16 protein-coding genes and 1 pseudogene are annotated in these 18,413 nt (G+C 69.6%); 12 read left to right on the top strand and 5 right to left on the bottom strand.

Features of this window, described 5'->3' with window-relative positions:
- The 3 genes and pseudogenes from glyA to gcvT form a co-directional block, all read left to right on the top strand.
- Positions 1–319, top strand: a pseudogene (gene glyA / locus HMPREF2886_RS22870) (serine hydroxymethyltransferase); the annotation flags it as partial.
- Positions 320–366: 47 nt separating this feature from the next.
- The gene (locus HMPREF2886_RS22865) at positions 367–1,743 is read left to right on the top strand and encodes an L-serine ammonia-lyase (RefSeq protein ID WP_012614114.1); all 1,377 of its coding nucleotides are present in this window, start codon (positions 367–369) and stop codon (positions 1,741–1,743) included.
- 93 nt (positions 1,744–1,836) lie between these two features.
- Entirely contained in the window at positions 1,837–2,958 is a 1,122-nt protein-coding gene (gene gcvT, locus HMPREF2886_RS22860; RefSeq protein WP_033978276.1) for a glycine cleavage system aminomethyltransferase GcvT, read from the top strand.
- Between the two features lie 45 nt (positions 2,959–3,003).
- On the opposite strand, the gene HMPREF2886_RS22855 is transcribed toward gcvT, so the two are convergent.
- Entirely contained in the window at positions 3,004–3,879 is an 876-nt protein-coding gene (locus tag HMPREF2886_RS22855; protein WP_039028017.1) for a hypothetical protein, read from the bottom strand.
- Entirely contained in the window at positions 3,876–4,838 is a 963-nt protein-coding gene (locus HMPREF2886_RS22850) for a polysaccharide deacetylase family protein (RefSeq protein ID WP_039028018.1), read from the bottom strand. Before HMPREF2886_RS22850 ends, HMPREF2886_RS22855 begins: the two co-directional genes overlap by 4 nt.
- Before the next feature lie 687 nt (positions 4,839–5,525).
- Here HMPREF2886_RS22850 and hflK (HMPREF2886_RS22845) point away from each other — a divergent pair.
- From hflK (HMPREF2886_RS22845) to HMPREF2886_RS22820, 6 genes are all read left to right on the top strand, one after another.
- Positions 5,526–7,526, top strand: coding sequence for a protease modulator HflK (gene hflK, locus HMPREF2886_RS22845; RefSeq protein ID WP_070748439.1), 2,001 nt, complete (start codon positions 5,526–5,528; stop codon positions 7,524–7,526).
- Between the two features lie 11 nt (positions 7,527–7,537).
- On the top strand, positions 7,538–8,569 hold the full coding sequence (gene hflC / locus HMPREF2886_RS22840; protein ID WP_023087473.1) for a protease modulator HflC: 1,032 nt from the start codon (positions 7,538–7,540) through the stop codon (positions 8,567–8,569).
- The gene (gene hflK, locus HMPREF2886_RS22835; RefSeq protein WP_039028021.1) at positions 8,566–9,606 is read left to right on the top strand and encodes a protease modulator HflK; all 1,041 of its coding nucleotides are present in this window, start codon (positions 8,566–8,568) and stop codon (positions 9,604–9,606) included. The genes hflC and hflK (HMPREF2886_RS22835) overlap by 4 nt, the downstream gene beginning before the upstream one ends.
- Before the next feature lie 153 nt (positions 9,607–9,759).
- The gene (locus HMPREF2886_RS22830) at positions 9,760–10,194 is read left to right on the top strand and encodes a hypothetical protein (protein WP_003089693.1); all 435 of its coding nucleotides are present in this window, start codon (positions 9,760–9,762) and stop codon (positions 10,192–10,194) included.
- A gap of 28 nt (positions 10,195–10,222) precedes the next feature.
- Positions 10,223–12,208, top strand: a complete 1,986-nt coding sequence (locus HMPREF2886_RS22825; protein WP_070748437.1) for a cation-translocating P-type ATPase — start codon at positions 10,223–10,225, stop codon at positions 12,206–12,208.
- On the top strand, positions 12,205–12,750 hold the full coding sequence (locus HMPREF2886_RS22820; RefSeq protein ID WP_003116899.1) for a DUF4946 domain-containing protein: 546 nt from the start codon (positions 12,205–12,207) through the stop codon (positions 12,748–12,750). The genes HMPREF2886_RS22825 and HMPREF2886_RS22820 overlap by 4 nt, the downstream gene beginning before the upstream one ends.
- Before the next feature lie 135 nt (positions 12,751–12,885).
- Here HMPREF2886_RS22820 and HMPREF2886_RS22815 read toward each other — a convergent pair whose 3' ends face one another.
- Together HMPREF2886_RS22815 and HMPREF2886_RS22810 are read right to left on the bottom strand one after the other, a co-directional pair.
- A complete protein-coding gene (locus tag HMPREF2886_RS22815; RefSeq protein ID WP_003089681.1) occupies positions 12,886–13,155 on the bottom strand; it encodes a hypothetical protein in 270 nt (89 codons plus the stop codon).
- Between the two features lie 113 nt (positions 13,156–13,268).
- Positions 13,269–14,183 carry a LysR family transcriptional regulator gene (locus HMPREF2886_RS22810; RefSeq protein WP_033973678.1) on the bottom strand — a complete coding sequence of 305 codons (915 nt, stop codon included), beginning with the start codon at positions 14,181–14,183 and terminating at the stop codon, positions 13,269–13,271.
- Between the two features lie 400 nt (positions 14,184–14,583).
- On the opposite strand from HMPREF2886_RS22810, the gene HMPREF2886_RS22805 reads away from it, so the two are divergent.
- From HMPREF2886_RS22805 to HMPREF2886_RS22795, 3 genes are read left to right on the top strand one after another with little or no spacing between them, the layout of a single operon-like run.
- The gene (locus HMPREF2886_RS22805; RefSeq protein ID WP_070748435.1) at positions 14,584–16,758 is read left to right on the top strand and encodes an FUSC family protein; all 2,175 of its coding nucleotides are present in this window, start codon (positions 14,584–14,586) and stop codon (positions 16,756–16,758) included.
- Positions 16,748–16,957, top strand: coding sequence for a DUF1656 domain-containing protein (locus HMPREF2886_RS22800; RefSeq protein WP_033973676.1), 210 nt, complete (start codon positions 16,748–16,750; stop codon positions 16,955–16,957). The genes HMPREF2886_RS22805 and HMPREF2886_RS22800 overlap by 11 nt, the downstream gene beginning before the upstream one ends.
- A complete protein-coding gene (locus HMPREF2886_RS22795) occupies positions 16,954–17,958 on the top strand; it encodes an HlyD family secretion protein (RefSeq protein WP_070748433.1) in 1,005 nt (334 codons plus the stop codon). Before HMPREF2886_RS22800 ends, HMPREF2886_RS22795 begins: the two co-directional genes overlap by 4 nt.
- Before the next feature lie 36 nt (positions 17,959–17,994).
- On the opposite strand, the gene HMPREF2886_RS22790 is transcribed toward HMPREF2886_RS22795, so the two are convergent.
- Positions 17,995–18,240, bottom strand: a complete 246-nt coding sequence (locus tag HMPREF2886_RS22790) for a hypothetical protein (RefSeq protein WP_003113070.1) — start codon at positions 18,238–18,240, stop codon at positions 17,995–17,997.
- Positions 18,241–18,413: the final 173 nt, after the last annotated feature.

The raw sequence follows: 18,413 nt of genomic DNA, 5'->3' as shown, positions 1-18,413 counted from the left end.
CACCGACAACCACCTGATGCTGATCAGCCTGGTGAAGCAGGGGCTGACCGGCAAGGCCGCCGACGCGGCGCTCGGGGCGGCGCACATCACGGTGAACAAGAACGCCGTGCCGAACGATCCGCAGAGCCCGTTCGTCACCTCCGGCATCCGCATCGGCACCCCGGCGGTGACCACTCGCGGTTTCCGCGAGGGCGAGTGCCGAGAACTGGCTGGCTGGATCTGCGACATCCTCGACGATATCGACAATCCCGAGGTCGGCGAACGGGTCAGGGGCCAGGTCGGCGAATTCTGCCGGCACTTCCCGGTCTACGCTGATTGAACAGGAACGCCGCCGTGGTGGCGGCCAATCCGCAAGCGGAGACGAGCATGTCCCTGAGTGTCTTCGATCTGTTCAAGATCGGCATCGGGCCGTCCAGCTCCCATACCGTGGGGCCGATGCGTGCCGCCGCGCGCTTCGCCGAGGGGCTGAGGCGCGAAGGGTTGCTGGAGGCCACTGCCAGCGTCAAGGTCGAGCTGTACGGCTCGCTCGGCGCCACCGGCAAGGGCCACGGCAGCGACAAGGCGGTACTGCTCGGCCTGGAGGGCGAGCAGCCGGACACGGTGGATACCGCCGCGATTCCCGCCCGGCTCGATGCCATCCGTTCCAGCGGCGAGCTGCGCCTGCTCGGCGAGCGGCCGATCCGCTTCGTCGAGAAGGAACACCTGGCGCTGATCCGCAAGCCGCTGGCCTACCATCCCAACGGCATGATCTTCCGTGCCTTCGACGCTGCCGGCCTGCAGGTCCGCAGCCGCGAGTACTACTCGGTGGGCGGCGGTTTCGTGGTCGACGACGAGGCCGCCGGCCTCGACCGCATCGTCGAGGACCGCACGCCGCTGGCGTTTCCCTTCAAGACCGCACGGCAACTGCTCGACCATTGCGCCCGCGAAGGCCTGTCGATCAGCCAGTTGATGGCCGAGAACGAGAAGGCCTGGCGCCCCGCCGAGGAAACCCGTACCGGCCTGCTGCGTATCTGGCAGGTGATGCAGGACTGCGTCGAGGCCGGCTGCCGCAACGAGGGCATCATGCCCGGCGGACTGAAGGTCAGGCGCCGTGCGGCGGCGCTCCACCGCCAGTTGTGCCAGCGGCCGGAGGCCGGTCTGCGCGACGCTCTCAGTGTGCTCGACTGGGTCAACCTCTACGCCCTGGCGGTGAACGAGGAGAACGCCAGCGGCGGCCGCGTGGTGACCGCGCCGACCAACGGCGCGGCGGGGATCATTCCGGCGGTTCTGCATTACTACGCGCGCTTCATCCCCGGGGCCGACGACGACGGCGTGGTGCGCTTCCTGCTCACCGCGGCGGCGATCGGCATCCTCTACAAGGAAAACGCCTCGATCTCGGGCGCCGAGGTCGGTTGCCAGGGCGAGGTCGGGGTGGCCTGCTCGATGGCCGCCGGGGCGCTCTGCGAAGTGCTCGGCGGTAGCGTGCAGCAGGTCGAGAACGCCGCCGAAATCGGCATGGAGCACAACCTCGGGCTGACCTGCGACCCGGTCGGCGGGCTGGTCCAGGTGCCTTGCATCGAACGCAACGCGATGGCTTCGGTGAAGGCGATCAATGCGGCGCGCATGGCCCTGCGCGGCGACGGCCAGCATTTCATCTCTCTCGACAAGGTCATCCGTACCATGCGCCAGACCGGCGCCGACATGAAAAGCAAATACAAGGAAACCGCGCGCGGCGGCCTCGCCGTGAACATCATCGAATGCTGAACCGCGCCGCTGCGCCGGCGCTTCTTTTTTCTTTCCCGACAATCGATCGCGGCTCTCCGGCAGAAAGGAGGCCGGGATGCCATGGAGTGAAACATGACCGCAGAAACCCTCGCCAAGACGCCCCTGCACGCCCTGCACCTGGAACTGGGGGCGAAGATGGTGCCCTTCGCCGGCTACGACATGCCGGTACAGTACCCGGCCGGGGTGCTCAAGGAGCACCTGCACACCCGCGAGCAGGCCGGTCTGTTCGACGTCTCGCACATGGGCCAGATCCGCCTGGTGGGCGCCGATGCGGCGCTGGCCCTGGAAAGCCTGGTGCCGGTGGACATCCTCGACCTGCCGGTGGGCCAGCAGCGCTACGCGTTGTTCACCGACGAGCAGGGCGGGATCCTCGACGACCTGATGGTGGCCAACCTTGGCGATTGCCTGCTGCTGGTGGTCAACGCCGCCTGCAAGCACCAGGACCTGGCGCACCTGCGTCGTCACCTGGAGGGCCGTTGCAGCGTCGAGCCGCTGTTCGAGGAGCGTGCCTTGCTCGCTCTCCAGGGACCGGCGGCGGCGCGGGTGCTGGAGCGCCTGGCGCCGCAGGTGGCGCAGATGACCTTCATGCAGTTCGCCCGCGTCGAGCTGCTCGGCCAGGACTGCTACGTCAGCCGCTCCGGCTATACCGGTGAAGACGGCTACGAGATCTCCGTGCCCGCCGCCCATGCGGAGGCCCTGGCGCGGCGCCTGCTGGCCGAGCCGGAAGTGGCGCCGATCGGCCTCGGCGCGCGCGACTCGCTGCGCCTGGAAGCCGGCCTGTGCCTCTACGGCCACGACATGGACAGCGCCACCACGCCGGTCGAAGCCAGCCTCGGCTGGGCCATTTCCAAGGCGCGCCGCGCCGACGGCGTGCGCGCCGGCGGCTTCCCCGGCGCCGAGCGGATCTTTGCCCAGCAGGCGCAGGGCGTTGCCAGCAAGCGCGTCGGTTTCCTGCCGCAGGGGCGGATGCCGGTGCGCGAGGGCGCCGAGATCGTCGATGCCCAGGGGCGGGCGATCGGCAAGGTCAGCAGCGGCGGTTTCGGTCCGAGTCTCAACGCGCCGCTGGCCATGGGCTACCTGCCGAGCGAACTGGCCGGCCTGGGCAGCGAGGTGACGGCGATGGTGCGCGGCAAGCCGGTGACCCTGGTGGTCAGCAAGATGCCCTTCGTGGCGCAGCGCTACTACCGCGGTTGAGCCCTGGCCCTCTCTCGCCTCGGCGGGAGAGGGCGGCGACCGGCCTCACGGGTGTTTCGGCCGCTGGCGTTGCAGGCCCAGCTTCTTGGCCCGGTGGAATACCGCTGCGCGGGTCTTGCCGGTCTGCTGCGCGCACCATAGCGAGCCGCGCTGCTGGTAGTGCTGGCGCAACAGGTCTTCCTCGGACTTGCTCCAGATCGCATTGTTGCGGTCGCGCCCGCTGTGCGGGGAAAGCTCCTCGGCCTTGCTGGCGACACTCTGGTAGCTGCGGCCGAGCATGTAGGCGCACCAGGCCAGGCTGCGCTTGCTGCCGTGGCGGCGGATGAACTCGACTTCTTCGCTGGACCAGGCGGCTGGTACCTTCGGCGGCGCCTTGCGGTCCAGCGAGCGGGCGAGGGCGGCGCGGGCGCGCGCCACCGCCTGGTCGCCGGGATTGTTGCGTCGGGTCACGCCGAGGGCGCGGCGCCAGCGCCCCACCAGGCTCGGACTGAAACCCCACCAGAACTGCACCGACTCGGCGCATTCGGTACGTACCGCGCGCAGCAGGTCGCCGCAGAGGATCGGCGAAGGGCGGCCGCTGCGCTTGCGTGTCGGCCAGCGGAACAGGCCGTCGGTGAAGCCGCCGACTTCCACGGCGCCTTCCAGCTCGTCGACCAGCCAGTCGCCGGGGATCACCAGCGGGCTGGTGTAGGGCGCGCCGAGCAGCAGGTGGTTGATGGTAGCGACAGAGGTAGGGGTGTCTGCAGTCATGGGACGATCCTTGCTGATACCTGGCCAACTGGGCTGGCCATATCCCTGAGAGCGGCGTCGCTGCGGCGTGGCGGGCGACGGCGCGTTCGCTTCCCGTGGTTCGGGCGGTCTTCCGGCGGAGGGCGACTGCCTGTCGCGCCTCCTTGGGAACGGGCTGGAAGCCATGCTCATGGGCGGGCTCCACGATAGATGCGCCAGGCCAGCCGGCCGGGACGGGCGGCGATCGCCGCATCCACCTCGATGCGTGGCAGGTCCAGCGGGTCGCAACGGGTATCCACCAGGCCATTGCGCGCGCCGAAGGCGAAGCGGTAGCCAAGCCGACCGAGGGCGGCGCGCAGGCCGGGTTGCGCGGCGGGCGTGGCGCGAGGTTGGCAGAACACCGGCAGGGGGGCGACGCACTGCTGCTGGAGCTGGCGGTGGGCGCGGCCGAGACAGTCCTCGGCGCAAAGGCCTGCCGATGGGGGCGGCTCCTGTCCGCGCAGGCCGAAGCGAAGCAGGCCGCTGTTTTCCAGGCGGCGGACCCGCTCCCAGTCGCCAGCGTTGTACGGTGCGGGAACCGGGCAGGCCGCGTGCAAGGCCTGCTGCGAGGCCGGGTCGAGGCGTTCCAGCTTGCGCAGGAGGAGGTCGAGGCTGCGGCTGCGACGCTGGTCGCCGCCGGTGCGTTCGAACACCCCCATGAGTGCCGCGCCGCTGTAACCCTCCAGCAGTTCCAGCAACGGTCCGGCGGCAGTCGCATCGGCCTGCCAGAGCGTCTCGGCCACCGCTTCGCGCCAACTGCGCGGGTCACCGCCGATGAAGGCGCTCGCCGGCATTTCGTAGCGTTCCAGCAGCGGGTAGACCAGCTCGGCCAGTTCCGCAGGGTTGCCGTCGACGCTCAGGGCGATCCGCAGGCAGGCTGGAGCGGGGCCTTCGAGCAGGTGTTCCAGGGGAACGCAGAGGAAGTGCCGCTGTAGCCATAGCAACAGGGTTTCCAGGTCCTGACGATCGAGGCAACGGCCTTGCCGGTGCGGCAGGGTCGCGCGCCGGCGATCCGCGACTACCGGTCCCAGGCGCAGCACGATACCGTTCTGGCGCAGCCGGCGCTGGCCTACGGAGGAGTTCAGGAACGTCATCCCGATCAGGCTTCGCATGGCTTCCCCCGGCTCATCGACGATCCGTCACCGGCGATCGTTCCATGCGCGCGGCAGGGCTTTCGCCAGCCTGTCCGGAGGCTGCTCCATGGACTCCGGCCCCGGCGGTCGATTCGGTCATGGGCGAGCCTCCTGGGGTAATCCGCACAAACGTTTGCTGCGACCACGCAATGCGTGGCTCGAACCGGGGCTTGGCGAGGCCCCGGCGGTTGTTCGATAAGGACTGCATGGCACCGGATAACGCTACAAAGGATCGATATGATTCTTTTTTGACGCTATCACAGTCGATGGTCGGATTATTGACGCTCTGTCGCTGTTATAAAACCGTCAGGCTATGCGAAAAGGCCTGCCGGCTACGCGTCGAGGCCCGGAATGGCGTGCCTTTGCGGGGGAGGTGAGGGCTCCGGTAGACCTATGCGGATTGGTTATAAGAAATCCGATTTGAATGAAAATTGCCGACGAATGGTCGTTTGCACGGATGTCCGGTGGTTTTTCCCGGCTGCTTAGAACCTTTCGATTGGTTAGGTGTCGCCCGGGGTGCTGCACCCGGACTCTCGTCTTCCAGTCAAGAGCCTTGGGATGCAGACTGTTTTTCAAATCATGACAACTTCTTAACGCGCATTGTTATAAAGTTGCGGGCGTTTGCGCCGGCCTGGCCGGCACCTTCGAGTTTTGCCTGGAGTGAAGATGAGAGTCGACCTGGACGCCGAGGGCGTCGCCGCCGAATCGCTGCCGCGTTTCCAGCAGGCGCCCCGGCAGTTGCAGCAGCTGTGGCGATGGGCAGCGGCCAGCGTCGCATTGGCCGCCGCCTGTGCCGTGCTGGGGTTCTTCATCGGCCTGTTCGCCGCCGACTCGCTCTGGCCGCCGCTGTTGTACAACCTCGGTGCGGCCTGGCTGGTTCTGTTCGCCGGTCTGCACGCGGCCTATCGGGTCGCGGCCTGGCGTTGCGTGGTCCTCGGCGCAGAGGCCAGCGCGCGGCCTGCCTGGCTGCGCTGGCAGCGGGACGAACCCGACGCCACCGCCGACAGCGCCTATGAAAGGCTGCTGGAACGCCTGGGCCAGGCCATCGCCCACGGCCTGGCCCAGCTCGGGCACGCTGCGCTGTGGCTGGCGGCGAGCGCGGCGCTGGCGTTGTGCCTGGTAGCCGCCGGCTGGCGTCTCGACCTGCCGCCGGCCAGTTCCGGGCAAGCGGCCGATCTCGCCATCGGTATCTGTCTGCTGCTGGCCTTCGCGGTGCTGGTGCTGGAACGTCGCTTCGCCAGCCAAGGGCCGGCGCAGTGGCCGGAAGCCCCGGCCCTCGGACAACTGGCGCGGGCGTTGATCGGTACCCTGGTGCTGGCCGCCCTCTGTCTGTTCCTGGCTCGCCAGGGACACCCCTGGGCCCCGCGCCTGGCGGTACTGCTCGGCCTGTGGCCGGCGGTGCTGGCGCTGGAGTTGCTGGGCCGGGCGATCCTGGCGATGTTCGCGCCGCAGCGTGCCGGCCTCGAACCGCGGCTGGTCGCCACCAGCCTGCTGGCCGACCTGTTGCGCTGGCCGCCGCGTCCCCTGCAGCGTCTGCAGCATGAGTTGCACCAGCGCTTCGGCATCGACCTGCGCCAGGTCTGGGCCTTCGGTTTCATGCGGCGGGCGTTCCTGCCGGTGCTGGCGGTGGTGTCGCTGACCGGCTGGCTGCTTAGCGGCGTACGCGAGATCGGCATGGATGCACGGGGTGTCTACGAGCGTTTCGGCAAGCCGGTCGCGGTGCTCGGCCCCGGCCTGCACCTGGGGCTGCCCTGGCCGCTGGGGCGGGTGTTGGCGGTGGAGAACGGGGTGGTCCACGAGCTGGCCACCAGCGTCGCCGCCGGCGACGGCGGAGCCGAGCCGCTCGCGCCCGCCGAAGGTCCGGCCCCGGATAGCGCCAACCGCTTGTGGGACGCCTCCCACGTCAGCGAGAAATCGCAGGTCATCGCCAGCCTGGCCGACCGCCGGCAGAGCTTCCAGATCGTCAACATGGACGTGCGCATCGTCTACCGCATCGCTCTCGACGACGCGGCGGCGCTGGCGGCGACCTACCGCAGCGCCGACCTGCCGACGCTGGTGCGCAGCACCGCCAGCCGCGTACTGGTGCATGCCTTCGCCTCGCGGACCCTCGACGAGGTCCTCGGCGAGCAGCGCGCGGGCCTGGCCGGGCAGATCGGCCAGGCCGTGCAGGCCGATCTCGACCGCCTCGGCAGCGGCGTCGAGGTACTGGGCGCGGCGGTCGAGGCGATCCATCCGCCGGCCGGTGCGGCGAACGCCTACCACGCGGTGCAGGCCGCGCAGATCACCGCCCAGGCGCTGATCGCCCGCGAGCGCGGGCAGGCCGCCGCGCAACGCAACGAGGCGCAACTACAGGCCAGCGTGGCGCACGACCGGGCCAGCGCGCAGGCCCGCGAGACCCTGGCCGCCGCGGAGGCCGCCGACCGGCGTTTCGCTGCCGAGCGGGAAGGCTATGCCGACGCCGGCCAGGCTTTCCTGCTGGAGGCCTACTACCGCCAGCTCGGGCTCGGCCTGGGCAAGGCCAACCTGCTGCTCATCGACCACCGCATCGCCGGCGCCGGCGCGCCGACCATCGACCTGCGCAGCTTCGGCCTCGGCCGCCTGGACTCCCCGTCTTCGTCCCGTCCGTCCGCCGCTCCGGCGTCCGCGGCCGGGCAATCCGCACCATGAGGAGAGCGCTCTTGAGCCTCGGTCACTCCCACTCGCACAGCCACCACGAGCATCATCACGATCACGATCACGATCACGATCACGATCACGGCCATGGCGCACAGGCCGCGCCGCCCTGGCGCCGGCTGCTGGTCGCCGCGCTGCTGGTGCTGTTCGCCGTCGCCGCCGCTTGCCTGGTGCAAGTGCGTTCCGGCGAGGCGATGGTCATCACCCGTTTCGGCAACCCGGCGCGGGTCCTGCTCGAACCGGGCCTGGCCTGGCGCCTGCCGTTGCCGTTCGAGAGCGCGATCCCGGTCGACCTGCGCCTGCGCACCACCTCCAGCGGCCTGCAGGACGTCGGTACCCGCGATGGCCTGCGGATCATCGTCCAGGCCTACGTGGCCTGGCAGGTCCAGGGCGACGCCGACAACGTGCAGCGCTTCATGCGCGCGGTGCGCAACCAGCCGGACGAGGCTGCCCGGCAGTTGCGCACCTTCGTCGGCTCGGCGCTGGAAACCACCGCCAGCGCCTATGACCTGGCCGACCTGGTGAATACCGAGGCGTCGCGGGTGCGTATCGGCGACTTCGAAGCGCGCCTGCGCGAACAGATCGACCATCAGTTGCTGGCGACCTACGGGGTCAAGGTGGTGCAGGTCGGCATCGAGCGCCTGACCCTGCCCAAGGTGACCCTCGGCGCCACCGTCGATCGCATGCGCGCCGAGCGCGAGACCATCGCCACCGAGCGTACCGCCGAGGGCCGTCGCCAGGCCGCGGAGATCCGTTCGGCGGCGGAGCGCGACGCCCGGGTGATCCAGGCCGAGGCTTCGGTGAAAGCCGCGGAGATCGAGGCCCAGGCGCGGGTCGAGGCGGCACGCATCTACGGCAAGGCCTACGCCGGTTCGCCGCAGCTGTACAACCTGCTGCGCTCGCTGGACACCCTCGGCACCATCGTCAATGGCGATACCCGGCTGGTCTTGCGCACCGATGCCGCACCGTTCCGCGTGCTGGTCGACGGGCCGCCGGCGCTCCCCGCCGAAGCGCCGGCCAACGGGCGCCGGCCATGAGCGGCGAAGCGCGCGAGGGGCTGCGCAGCCCCTGGCTGCAGGCCGGACGCCTGGCGTTCCTCGCTCTGTTCGGCGTGACCCTCCTGGCGGCGCTGGCCTGGGCGTTTTCCAACGTCCGCCAGATCGGCCCGGAGAACCGCGCCGTAGTGCTGCGCCTGGGCGCGTTGGAGCGCCTGGCCGGTCCCGGCCTGCTGCTGGCCTGGCCGCAGCCGCTGGAGCAAGTGGTGCTGCTGCCTTCCGCCGAACAGGTGATCGAACGCCGCGTCGAGGGCCTGCTGCGCTCCGAGCAGGCGCGTCGCGCCGACCTCGACGTCAGCCTGTCCAGCGACGCGCTGGCCGGCTCCGGCTACCTGCTGACCGGCGACGCCGGGGTGGTGCAACTGGACGTGCGGGTGTTCTACAAGGTCGACGACCCGTACGCCTACGTCCTCCAGGGCGCCCATGTGCTGCCGGCGCTGGACCGGCTGGTGGCGCGCAACGCCGTGCAGGTCTGCGCCGCACGCGACCTGGACACCATCCTGGTGGCGCGCCCGGAGCTGCTCGGCAACGACAGCGCGGTCGCCGAGCGCCGCGAACGCCTGCGCGGCGATCTGGTGCAGGGCATCAACCACAGCCTGGCGGCGCTGGCCGCGGCGGACAGCGGGCTGGGCATCCAGGTGGTGCGGGTCGACGTGCAGTCGAGCCTGCCGCGCAATGCGGTGAGCGCCTTCAACGCGGTGCTGACCGCCAGCCAACTGGCCGAGCAGAACGTCGCCAAGGCGCGCACCGAGGCGGAGAAACTCACCCAGGCCGCCACCGAGGGGGCCGACCGCACTCTGCAGCTCGCCCGCGCCGAGGCTGGCGAACGGCTGGCCCAGGCGCGCCGCGACACCGCCAGCATCGTTGGCCTGGCCCCGGCGCTGGGCGCGACCGATCCCGGCCTGCTCTGGCGCCTGTACCGCGAACGGGTGCCGGCGATCCTCGGCAAGGCCGGTTCGGTCGGCAGCGTCGATCCGCGCGACGACGGCCGCCTGATCCTGCAAGGCGGGCAGCCATGAGCCGCTGCCCGAGGGCGCCCTTCGCGGGCTGTGAAACAATGGACGGACAAGCGAACGTGAAACGGCTACCCTGCGTCGGCATCAACCTTCGGTACGCGCCTCCGCCAGCGGAACGCGGCGCCGAGTCGAACAACCAGGCGAACGGGACGGGCAATGACGGCAGGCGGTATTCCATTCACGGGCAACGGTGCGCGGCTATCACCGGGCAGGGCCCTGCTGTGCGGGCTGGCGCTGTTGCTGTGCGGCGGCGAGGCGCTGGCGCGGCAGTTGCCGAGCGACATGCTGGTGGGCTTCGTGGCCAGCGCGCAGTACCCGGTCATCACCCTGAAGAAGCCCAAGCAGAGCCTGCTGCGCAGCGTGCTCACCCTGGGGCTGGGGAAGAAGACCGTCAGCTATTCGGTGGCGCCGTCGGTGCGCATCCGCACGGCGCAGAACCTGTTCATCGTCTATGGCCGCATGCCCCAGCTCAAGGGCAGCTTCGTCGGCCTGAAGAGCGACAACAACGGGCAGGTCAAGCAGATCTGGGAGCTCACCGAGAAGGAAGCCCTGGACTACGTACGCCGGCCGGACGCGCGCTTCCCGCAATAGCCGCCGCGGCTCGCCCCGGGAGGTGCGCATGAGCGAGCCGACCGCCCACGGCAGCCATGGCGGCTGCGCGCATCACCATCATCACCTGCCGTTCGGCGGCGGCCTGCTCAGCCGCGACGAGCAGCGCCGCGCCGCCCGCCAACTGAGCCTGGCGATGCTCGCCCTCGGCCTGTTGCTGCTCGGCCTGGCCTGGCGCTGGCTGGCGGTGGACCAGGCCGGGGTCAGCCAGATCCTGCTCGGCGTCGCGTCGCTGCTGGTGGCGCTGCCGGTGGCCCGCTCGGCCTGGGACAGCCTGCGGCATCCGAGCCTGCACGGCGTCACCGACCAGTTGATCGCGCTGGCCATGCTCGGCGCCTGGGCCAGCGGCGACCTGCTGACCGCCGCGCTGCTGCCGATCATCATGATCTTCGGCCATGTGCTGGAGGAGCGCAGCGTGATCGGCTCCCAGGAGGCCATCGCCGCCCTCGGCGAGCTGACCCGCAGCCATGCCCGGCGGATCGAGGCCGACGGCAGCCTGAGCGAGGTGGACAACGCCAGCCTGCGAGCGGGCGACCAGGTGGAAGTGCGTGCCGGCGACCGGGTTCCGGCCGACGGGCGGGTCCTGCAGGGCCAGGCCAGTCTCGACACCGCGCCGATCACCGGCGAGTCGGTGCCGCTCGAGGTGGCGCCGGGAATGGAGGTCTACGGCGGCGCGATCAACCTCGACGGCCTGCTGCGCATCGAGATAACCCGTACCGGCGAGGCCTCGACCCTGGGCAAGGTGATCGGCCTGATGCAGCAGGCCGAGCGCGCCAAGCCGCCGATCACCCGCCTGCTGGAGCGCTATGCCGGGCAGTACATGTTGCTGGTGTTGCTGATCGCCGCGGTCACCTGGTTCGTCACCAACGATGCCCAGGCCATGCTCGCCGTGCTGGTCGCCGCCTGTCCCTGCGCCCTGGTGCTGTCCGCCCCGGCCACTGCCATCGCCGGGATCGCCGTGGCCGCCCGCCACGGCATCCTGATCCGCAGCTCGGCCTTCCTCGAAGAGCTGGCGGACCTGACTTCGCTGGTGGTCGACAAGACCGGCACCCTGACCCACGGCAGCCTGCGCCTGCAGGCGCTGCGCCTGGCCGATGCCGCCGAGGAGGCGTCGGTGCTGCGCCTGGCCGCCAGCCTCGGCGCCGCCAGCAGCCACCCGGTGAGCCGAGCGCTGGCGGCCCTGGCGGCGCACGATGCCTATCATCCATTGAGCGATATCCGCGAACGCCAGGGGTTCGGCGTGGTCGCACGAACAGCGGCGGGCGAAGCCGCCCTCGGCCGGCCCGAACTGTTCCAGCAACTGGGCATCGACGCCAGCGAGGTGCCGGAGCACGAGGGGCCGATCGCCGGAATCGCCCTGGACGGGCGCTTCCTCGGCTGGCTGCTGCTGGCCGACAGCGTACGCGCGGAGGCCGCCGAGGCCCTGGCCGATCTGCGCGAACTGGGTCTGGGCCGGCAACTGTTGCTGACCGGCGATCGCCGGGCGGTGGCCGACGCCGTGGCCAAGCAGGTGGGGATTCGCCAACTGGTGGCGCAGGCGTTGCCGGAGGACAAGCTGCGCCAGGTCGGCGCGGAGATCGGCAGCGGTTTCCGGCCGATGGTGGTCGGCGACGGCATCAACGATTCGCTGGCGCTGAAGGCCGGTGTGGTCGGGGTGGCAATGGGTGCCGGCGGCGCCGACATCGCCCTGGCCTCGGCGGATATCGTGCTGATCGGCAGCGACCTGCGCCGGCTCGGCACCTGCGTGCGGCTCAGCCGGCAATGCCGGCGGACCCTGCAGGTCAACGTGGCGATCGGCCTCGGCTGGACCCTGGCGATCGTCGCCGCGGCAGCCTTTGGCCTGCTCGGCGCGGCCGGGGCGATGGTCGCGGCGCTGCTGCACAACCTCAGCACCTTGCTGGTGCTGGGCAATGCCGGACGCCTGCTGCGTTTCGAGGAGCCCCTCGGGCAGCCCCGGCCGGCCGTGGAGGGACGCGAAGAGGAGGGTACACCGTGAGGCAGGCGCAAACGCGACGCAACGGCTGGCGCTGGCTGGCCCTGGCGGTCGGCACGCTGTCCGCGCTGAGCCTGGCCGAGGCGTCGATGGCGCGCTGGCCGGCGGGCTGGCAGGTCAGCGACCTGCCCGCCGCGCAGCCCGGCCAGGCCGGCGCCGGCCAGCGCCAGCGCGCGGTCAAGTTGCAGGCAGACGGCTCCCAGGCACTGGTGATGGAAGTGACGCGGATGCCCCTGCAGAGCGGGCAGGCAGTGAACCTGGAGAAAGTCCTCGGGCACATGCGCAAGCTGGTGCAGATCGAGTTCCTGCGCAACGGCCTGCAGACCGCCTGCACCTCGCCGCAGCCGTCCACCACCGGCGGGCTGGCGGCGCTGGAGACCACCTGCACCATTCGCCAGCGCGGCGCCGTGGTGATGAAGCAGACCTTGCTCACCGCGGCCGGCAAGACCTCGGCCTATTCGCTGTCCTATGCCGGCCTGGCCGAGGCCTACGACGCCAGCCAGGCGGAAATCCGCGCGGTACGGGAAAGCCTGCGCTTCGAGTGAGCGAAATCGGACGCGGTCGGGGCGGGGGCTGGAGTGTCGGCGGATAACGCCTGCGGCGCTATTCGCCCTACGGAGGGTTGCATTGGGGGAGGGCGGATAACCGCTTGCGGTTATCCGCCTTGCGTCTGTCGCGGATCATTTCTTCCCGGCGTTCTGCAGGATCTGCAGGGCCTGGGTGGTGGCGGTGATGCAGCCCTTGGTGTCGCCGCTGGCCTGGTCCTGCCTGGCCTTGGCCTGGAGTTCCTTGACCTCGGTGACCCGCGCACCGGTGACCGAGGTCTTGCCGCGCACGGCGAGGATATCGTCCAGCTTCTGCAGGTTGGCGCCGCACAGGTCGGTGCTCTCGGCGGCTTGGGCGGTGCCGCCGAGCAGGGCGGCGGCGATGAGCAGGGTACGCACGATCATGGCAGTTCTCCTTTGTGGGCCGGGGGCCGGACGGGGGAGAGACGACAGGCTCCTGGGAGTCTTCTCCGCATACCCAGTATCTGACCGGAGCGTCGCCGGAATGGTTCGGTCGCTCAGCCGTTGCCCCAGGGCGGAATCGACAGCGCCTGCTGGAGATGCTGGATGAACGCCTTGACCTTCGGCGACATAGCCGCCGCCCGCGAATACATCGCGTAGATCACGTCGTCGAGTGGGCGCAGGCCGGGCGCGGCGTCCACCAGGCGGCCGCTCTTGAGGTCCTCGGCGACGATGAACAGCGGCAGCAACGCCAGTCCCTGGCCGCGCAGGGCGGCGTCGCGCATGGCCTGGCCGTTGTTGCTGCTGAAGCGGCCGCGTGGCGAGACGGCGCGGGGCTTGGCGCCGGGGAACGCCGGTTCGAAGGTCCAGACCTGGCTCGGCGTGGCGTTGTTGTAGCCCAGGCACTCGTGCTGCATCAGTTGTTCGAGGGTGTCCAGCGTACCGTGGCGTTGCGCGTAGTCGGGGCTGCAGCAGACCACCCGCTGGCTGTTGGCCAGCGGCCTGGCGATCAGCGAACTGTCGTCCAGGCGGGTGACGCGGATGCTCAGGTCGTAGCCTTCCTTCTCGAAGTCGGTGAGGCGGTCGTCCATTTGCAGGACGATCTCCAGGCGCGGGTGCTGGCTCATGAAGTCGGCGATGATCGGCGACAGCCAGAGGGTGCCGAAGCTCATCGGGGTGACGATGCGCAATTCGCCGCACAGGTCGTTCTCGCGCAGGGCGACGATCTCCGCGGCGTTGTTGAGTTCCTGCAGCGAGGCCTTGGCGGCCTTGTAGAAGAAATGCCCGGCCTCGGTCGGCTCGACGTTGCGCGTGGTGCGATAGAGCAGGCGGACGCCGAGGCGTCGTTCGAGATCGCTGACGCGCTTGCTGATCACCGACTTGGACAGGCTCATGCGCTCGGCCGCCGACGTCACGCTGTTGAGTTCGGCGACATTGAGGAAGGCTTCGATATCGTCGAAGCGCAGGCTCATCGGTGGGCCCACGATACAGTGGCAATCGCTCGACGCATTCTCGGCTCCTCCTGGTCGTTTTCCTTGGGCTTTCTATCCGCTTGATTCGCAAGCTAAATCGATCCAGCCCTGAGCAAGCTTACCCAATCGAAAGGCGCCGCAGCGTTCGTTCTCAGCGAAAACGGTTTTCGCCTGGACGCGCTACCGGGAAGGCCGTCGGGGCTTTTACCCTGTAGCTGCGACTCGTCGCTCCGTGGCCGACCGCACCTGCCCGCCCCCGTAGGCGGCCACGGATTTCCTTGCGCCTTCTAGACTGGAAGCGAACCCGTCGCATGAACCCCGAACGAGAAATCAGCATGTCGAGTCGCTTCATCGCCGCCTGGTCCGCGGCCAACCGTTGCCTGGAGGTGCGGGGCCGGGCATGGAAGGGCTGAAATTCTACGCCCGCTTGCTCTGGCGACCGCCGCGGGAAACCCTGCTGTTCGCCCTGCGCACCGTCGCCGCCGGGCTGCTGACCCTCTACCTGGCCTTCCTCTTCGACCTGGAGCAGCCGAAGTGGGCGCTGATGACCGTGGTCATCGTCAGCCAGCCGCTGGCCGGGATGGCTCTCAAGCGCAGCTTCGCCCAGGTCCTCGGTACCTTCGCCGGCGCCGTGGTGGCGGTGCTGATCATGGCGCTGTTCGCCCAGCAACCGTTGCCGTTCTTCGTCGCCCTGGGACTCTGGCTGGCGCTCTGCACCGCCGGCGGCACCTTGCTGCGCTACACCGACTCGCACGCCTTCGTGCTCAGCGGCTTCACCGCGGTGATCGTCGCCGTGCTGTCGATTCCCGATCCGGAAAACACCTTCATGCTCGCCGTGGTGCGGGTCACCGAGACCCTGCTGGGCGTCGCCTGCGTGGCCCTGGTCAGCCTGCTCAGCGCGCGTCCGCAGGCAGTGGCGAAGGGCTACTTCGCCCAGGTCGACGGCCTGATCCGCAGTACCGCGCGGCACGCCGCGGCGGTGATCCGCGGCGACGAGGGCGACGAGTCGTTCAACCAGCGGCAGATGCAACTGGTCGCCAGCATCACCGCGCTGGACGGCCTGCGCCGGCACCTCTATTTCGACGCGCCGAACCTGCGTCGCGCCGATGGCCTGGTGCAGTTGCTGGGCAACCTGCTGGTGCTGATGGCCTCGCGGCTGTTGCTGCTGCGCCAGCATCGCCTGCTGGTGCGGGCGCACTGGGTCGGGCCGTTGCCGGCGGATATCCAGGCGCTGCTGGATCGTGCGTTGCGGGTGCTGGACGCACTGGCCGAGCAGGGGCGGGCGGCACCCTCCGAGGTGCTGGAGGAATTCCAGGCGGTGCGCCAGGCCTTCGATGCCGCGGCGACGCGCGCGGAGTCCTACGACGAGGCGCTGAGCCCGGCGCTGCGCCCGCAGGTGGCGATCCTGCGCTGGGAATACGCGCGGCTGTTCCAGCGCCTGGGAGAAGTGCTCGAACTCAACGATGCGATCCAGTCCGGCCGCCAGGCCAGCAGTTTCTACCGCCGTGGCCAGGCGCAGGCGCTGCACCTGGACTGGGCGCTGGCCTCGATGAATGCCGTGCGCGCTTTCGTCGCCTTGTCCTGCGCCGCCTGGCTGTGGATCACCAGCGCCTGGAACGGCGCCCTCAGCAGCCTGCTGCTGGTCGGCGTGATGTGCTCGCTGATGGCGACCTTCCCGCGTCCGCTGCTGGCGGCGCAGAACTTCCTGCGCGGGCTGCTGCTGGCGATCCTGATCTCGGCGGCGCTGCTGTTCGTGCTGCTCCCGGCATCCGCCGACTTCGAGTGGCTGGCGTTGTGGATGGCGTTGCTGCTGTACGTGGTCGCGGTCGGCCTGAGCAGCCCGCTGAGCGCCGGGATCGCCATGGGCATCGGCCTGGAGACCCTGCTGATGGTGGCGCCGCAGAATATCGCGGTCTACTACAGCAACGCTTCGCAGTGGTTCGAGTTCGTCGGCGGCTTCCTCGCCGCGGCGGTCCTCGCCGTGCTGGTGTTCGCCCTGGTCTATCCGTTCCGCGCCGACCCGCGCCTGCGCCGGCTGCTCTACCTGTCGCGCCAGGACGTCGCGGAAATGTCGCGTTGCGAGGCCAGCGAGGCGCAGCGCTTTGCCTTCGAGACGCGGATGATCGATCGCCTGGCGGTGATGGTCGGCCTGCTGCCGGCGAGCCAGGAGCCGGCTTCGGCGGAACGTTTCCAGTGCGCCCTGGGCTGCGTGGTGATGGGCGTGGCGTTGAACCGCCTGCGCGAGCCGCTGCATGACGCCGGGGTGGTGCCGCTGGAGTTGCAGCCGCTGCTGGGCGAGGCGCTGCGCGAGGTCGCCGCCTATGTGGCCGGCGGCGCGGGCGCCCCGCGGCAGGACCTCGCCCTGGCCGCCCTGCGGCGTTTCGGCCGGGGCCTGGAGGCCTTGCTGGCGCAGCCGTCGAAGGACCTAGGGGCGACGCGGCAGCGCTTCATCATGAATGTCGCGGTACTGATCCTGCAGCAGTCGCTGCAACGCTATCGGACGCTGCTGGAGGAGGACCGCGGCGCACCGGCGGTCGTCGAAGAACCAGAAGAGGAGGGCGGACATGCCCGCTGATGTCGAGGTCGGGGGCGCCTACCTGCCGCCGATCGCCCAGGCGCTGCTGCTGGCCTGGCTGCTCCTGCTGCTGCTCAACCCGCTGTTGCGGCGCTTCGGCGTGTTGCAGCGGGTCTGGCACGAAGCGCTGTTCCAGGGCGCGTTGTACTGCGCGATCTGCGCCGGTCTGATCCTGTGGATGGGAGAGATGTCCCGATGAACCTGTTGCAAGGCAAATGGCCGCGCCTGGCCACCCTGCTGGCGGTGCTGGTGGCGGCGGCGCTGGTGTTCCTCGCCTGGGAACGCTACACCCGCACGCCGTGGACCCGTGACGCGCGGGTCCGCGCCGATGTGGTGACGCTGTCGGCGGACGTTTCCGGGCTGATCACCCGGTTGCCGCTGAGCGACAACCAGCCCGTGGAGAAGGGCGAGCTGCTGCTCAGCATCGATCCGGCGCGCTATGAACTGGCGGTGCTGCGCGCCGAGCGCGCGGTGAACGTGGCGCGGGCGGCGCTGGGCGAGTCGCGCGCGGCGATCGAGGCCAGCCAGGCCCAGTTGCGCCAGCGCCGCAGCGAGGCGCAACGGCGCTCGGCATTGCAGAAGCGCTCGATGCTATCGGTGGAAGAGAACGAAAAGGCCCAGACCGACGTCAGCCTGGCCCAGGCCGAGTTGCTGAGGAACCAGGCCAGCCTCGGCCTGGCCCAGGCCAACGTGGAGCTTGCCGAAGCCGCCTTGCAGCAGGCCCGTCTCGATCTCGAACGTACCCAGGTGCGCGCCCCGGTCAGCGGCTACGTGACCAACCTGCAGACCCGCGAGGGCGACTACGCCCACGCCGGGGTGCCATTGCTGGCGCTGGTGGACCGCGATTCGTTCTATGTCAGCGGATACTTCGAGGAGACCAAGTTGCCGGGCATCCGCGTCGGCAGCCGGGCGCGGGTGGAACTGATGAGCGGCGAGCGCTTCGACGGGCGCGTGCAGAGCATCGCCCATGCCATCACCGACCGGGAGAATGCCGAGGGCTCGCGCCTGCTGGCGAACATCAACCCGAGCTATACCTGGGTCAAGCTGGCCCAGCGAATTCCGGTGCGCATCGCCATCGATCCCGCCTATCGCCAGCGCAACACCTTGCGCGCCGGCGTGACCGCGACCATCCGGGTGCTGCCCGCGGAGGACACCGCGAAAGTCGATTCCGCGGCGCCCGGGACTGCCTCGCGGCCTTGAGTCAGGCCGAACCGGTCAGTCTGTGCCGGTCATGGCTCAGGGTTGTTCGCGGACGATTTCCGCCAGGTGCAGGATCAATCGCTCGTCAGCCTGGTTGCCGCTCTGCTGGCGGAATTGCCTGGCCTCCTCGCGGGCGCGCTGGAAGGCCGCATCGACGCTGGCCTGGCCATGGCTGTCGCGAATCCACAGGTAGAGGCCCATGACCAGGCTCTGCAGGGTGGCCAGGTCGCTGCTCTGGGCATTCAGCGCATCGATGAGTTGCTGTTTGGAAAACGCTTGCATGGTCGATCTCCGATCAATGGCGCCGCAAGGGCGCGGTTCGCCCCGGCGGTCGCCGGGGTGCGCGGAGCATGTGGAAAGTGCGGAGAGGCTGGCCAGCTTAGGCCAAGTCATTCAAATGATTAGGGAATTTTCTGACTTTCAGTGACCTTTCGACTGTTTTCGACGGCGGGCGA

It is taken from the genome of Pseudomonas sp. HMSC066A08, from assembly GCF_001813025.1.
In the GTDB taxonomy this organism is placed as follows: domain Bacteria; phylum Pseudomonadota; class Gammaproteobacteria; order Pseudomonadales; family Pseudomonadaceae; genus Pseudomonas; species Pseudomonas aeruginosa.
The sequence above is the reverse complement of the archived record's forward strand: the minus strand, read 5'-3'. Positions and strand labels throughout refer to the sequence as shown.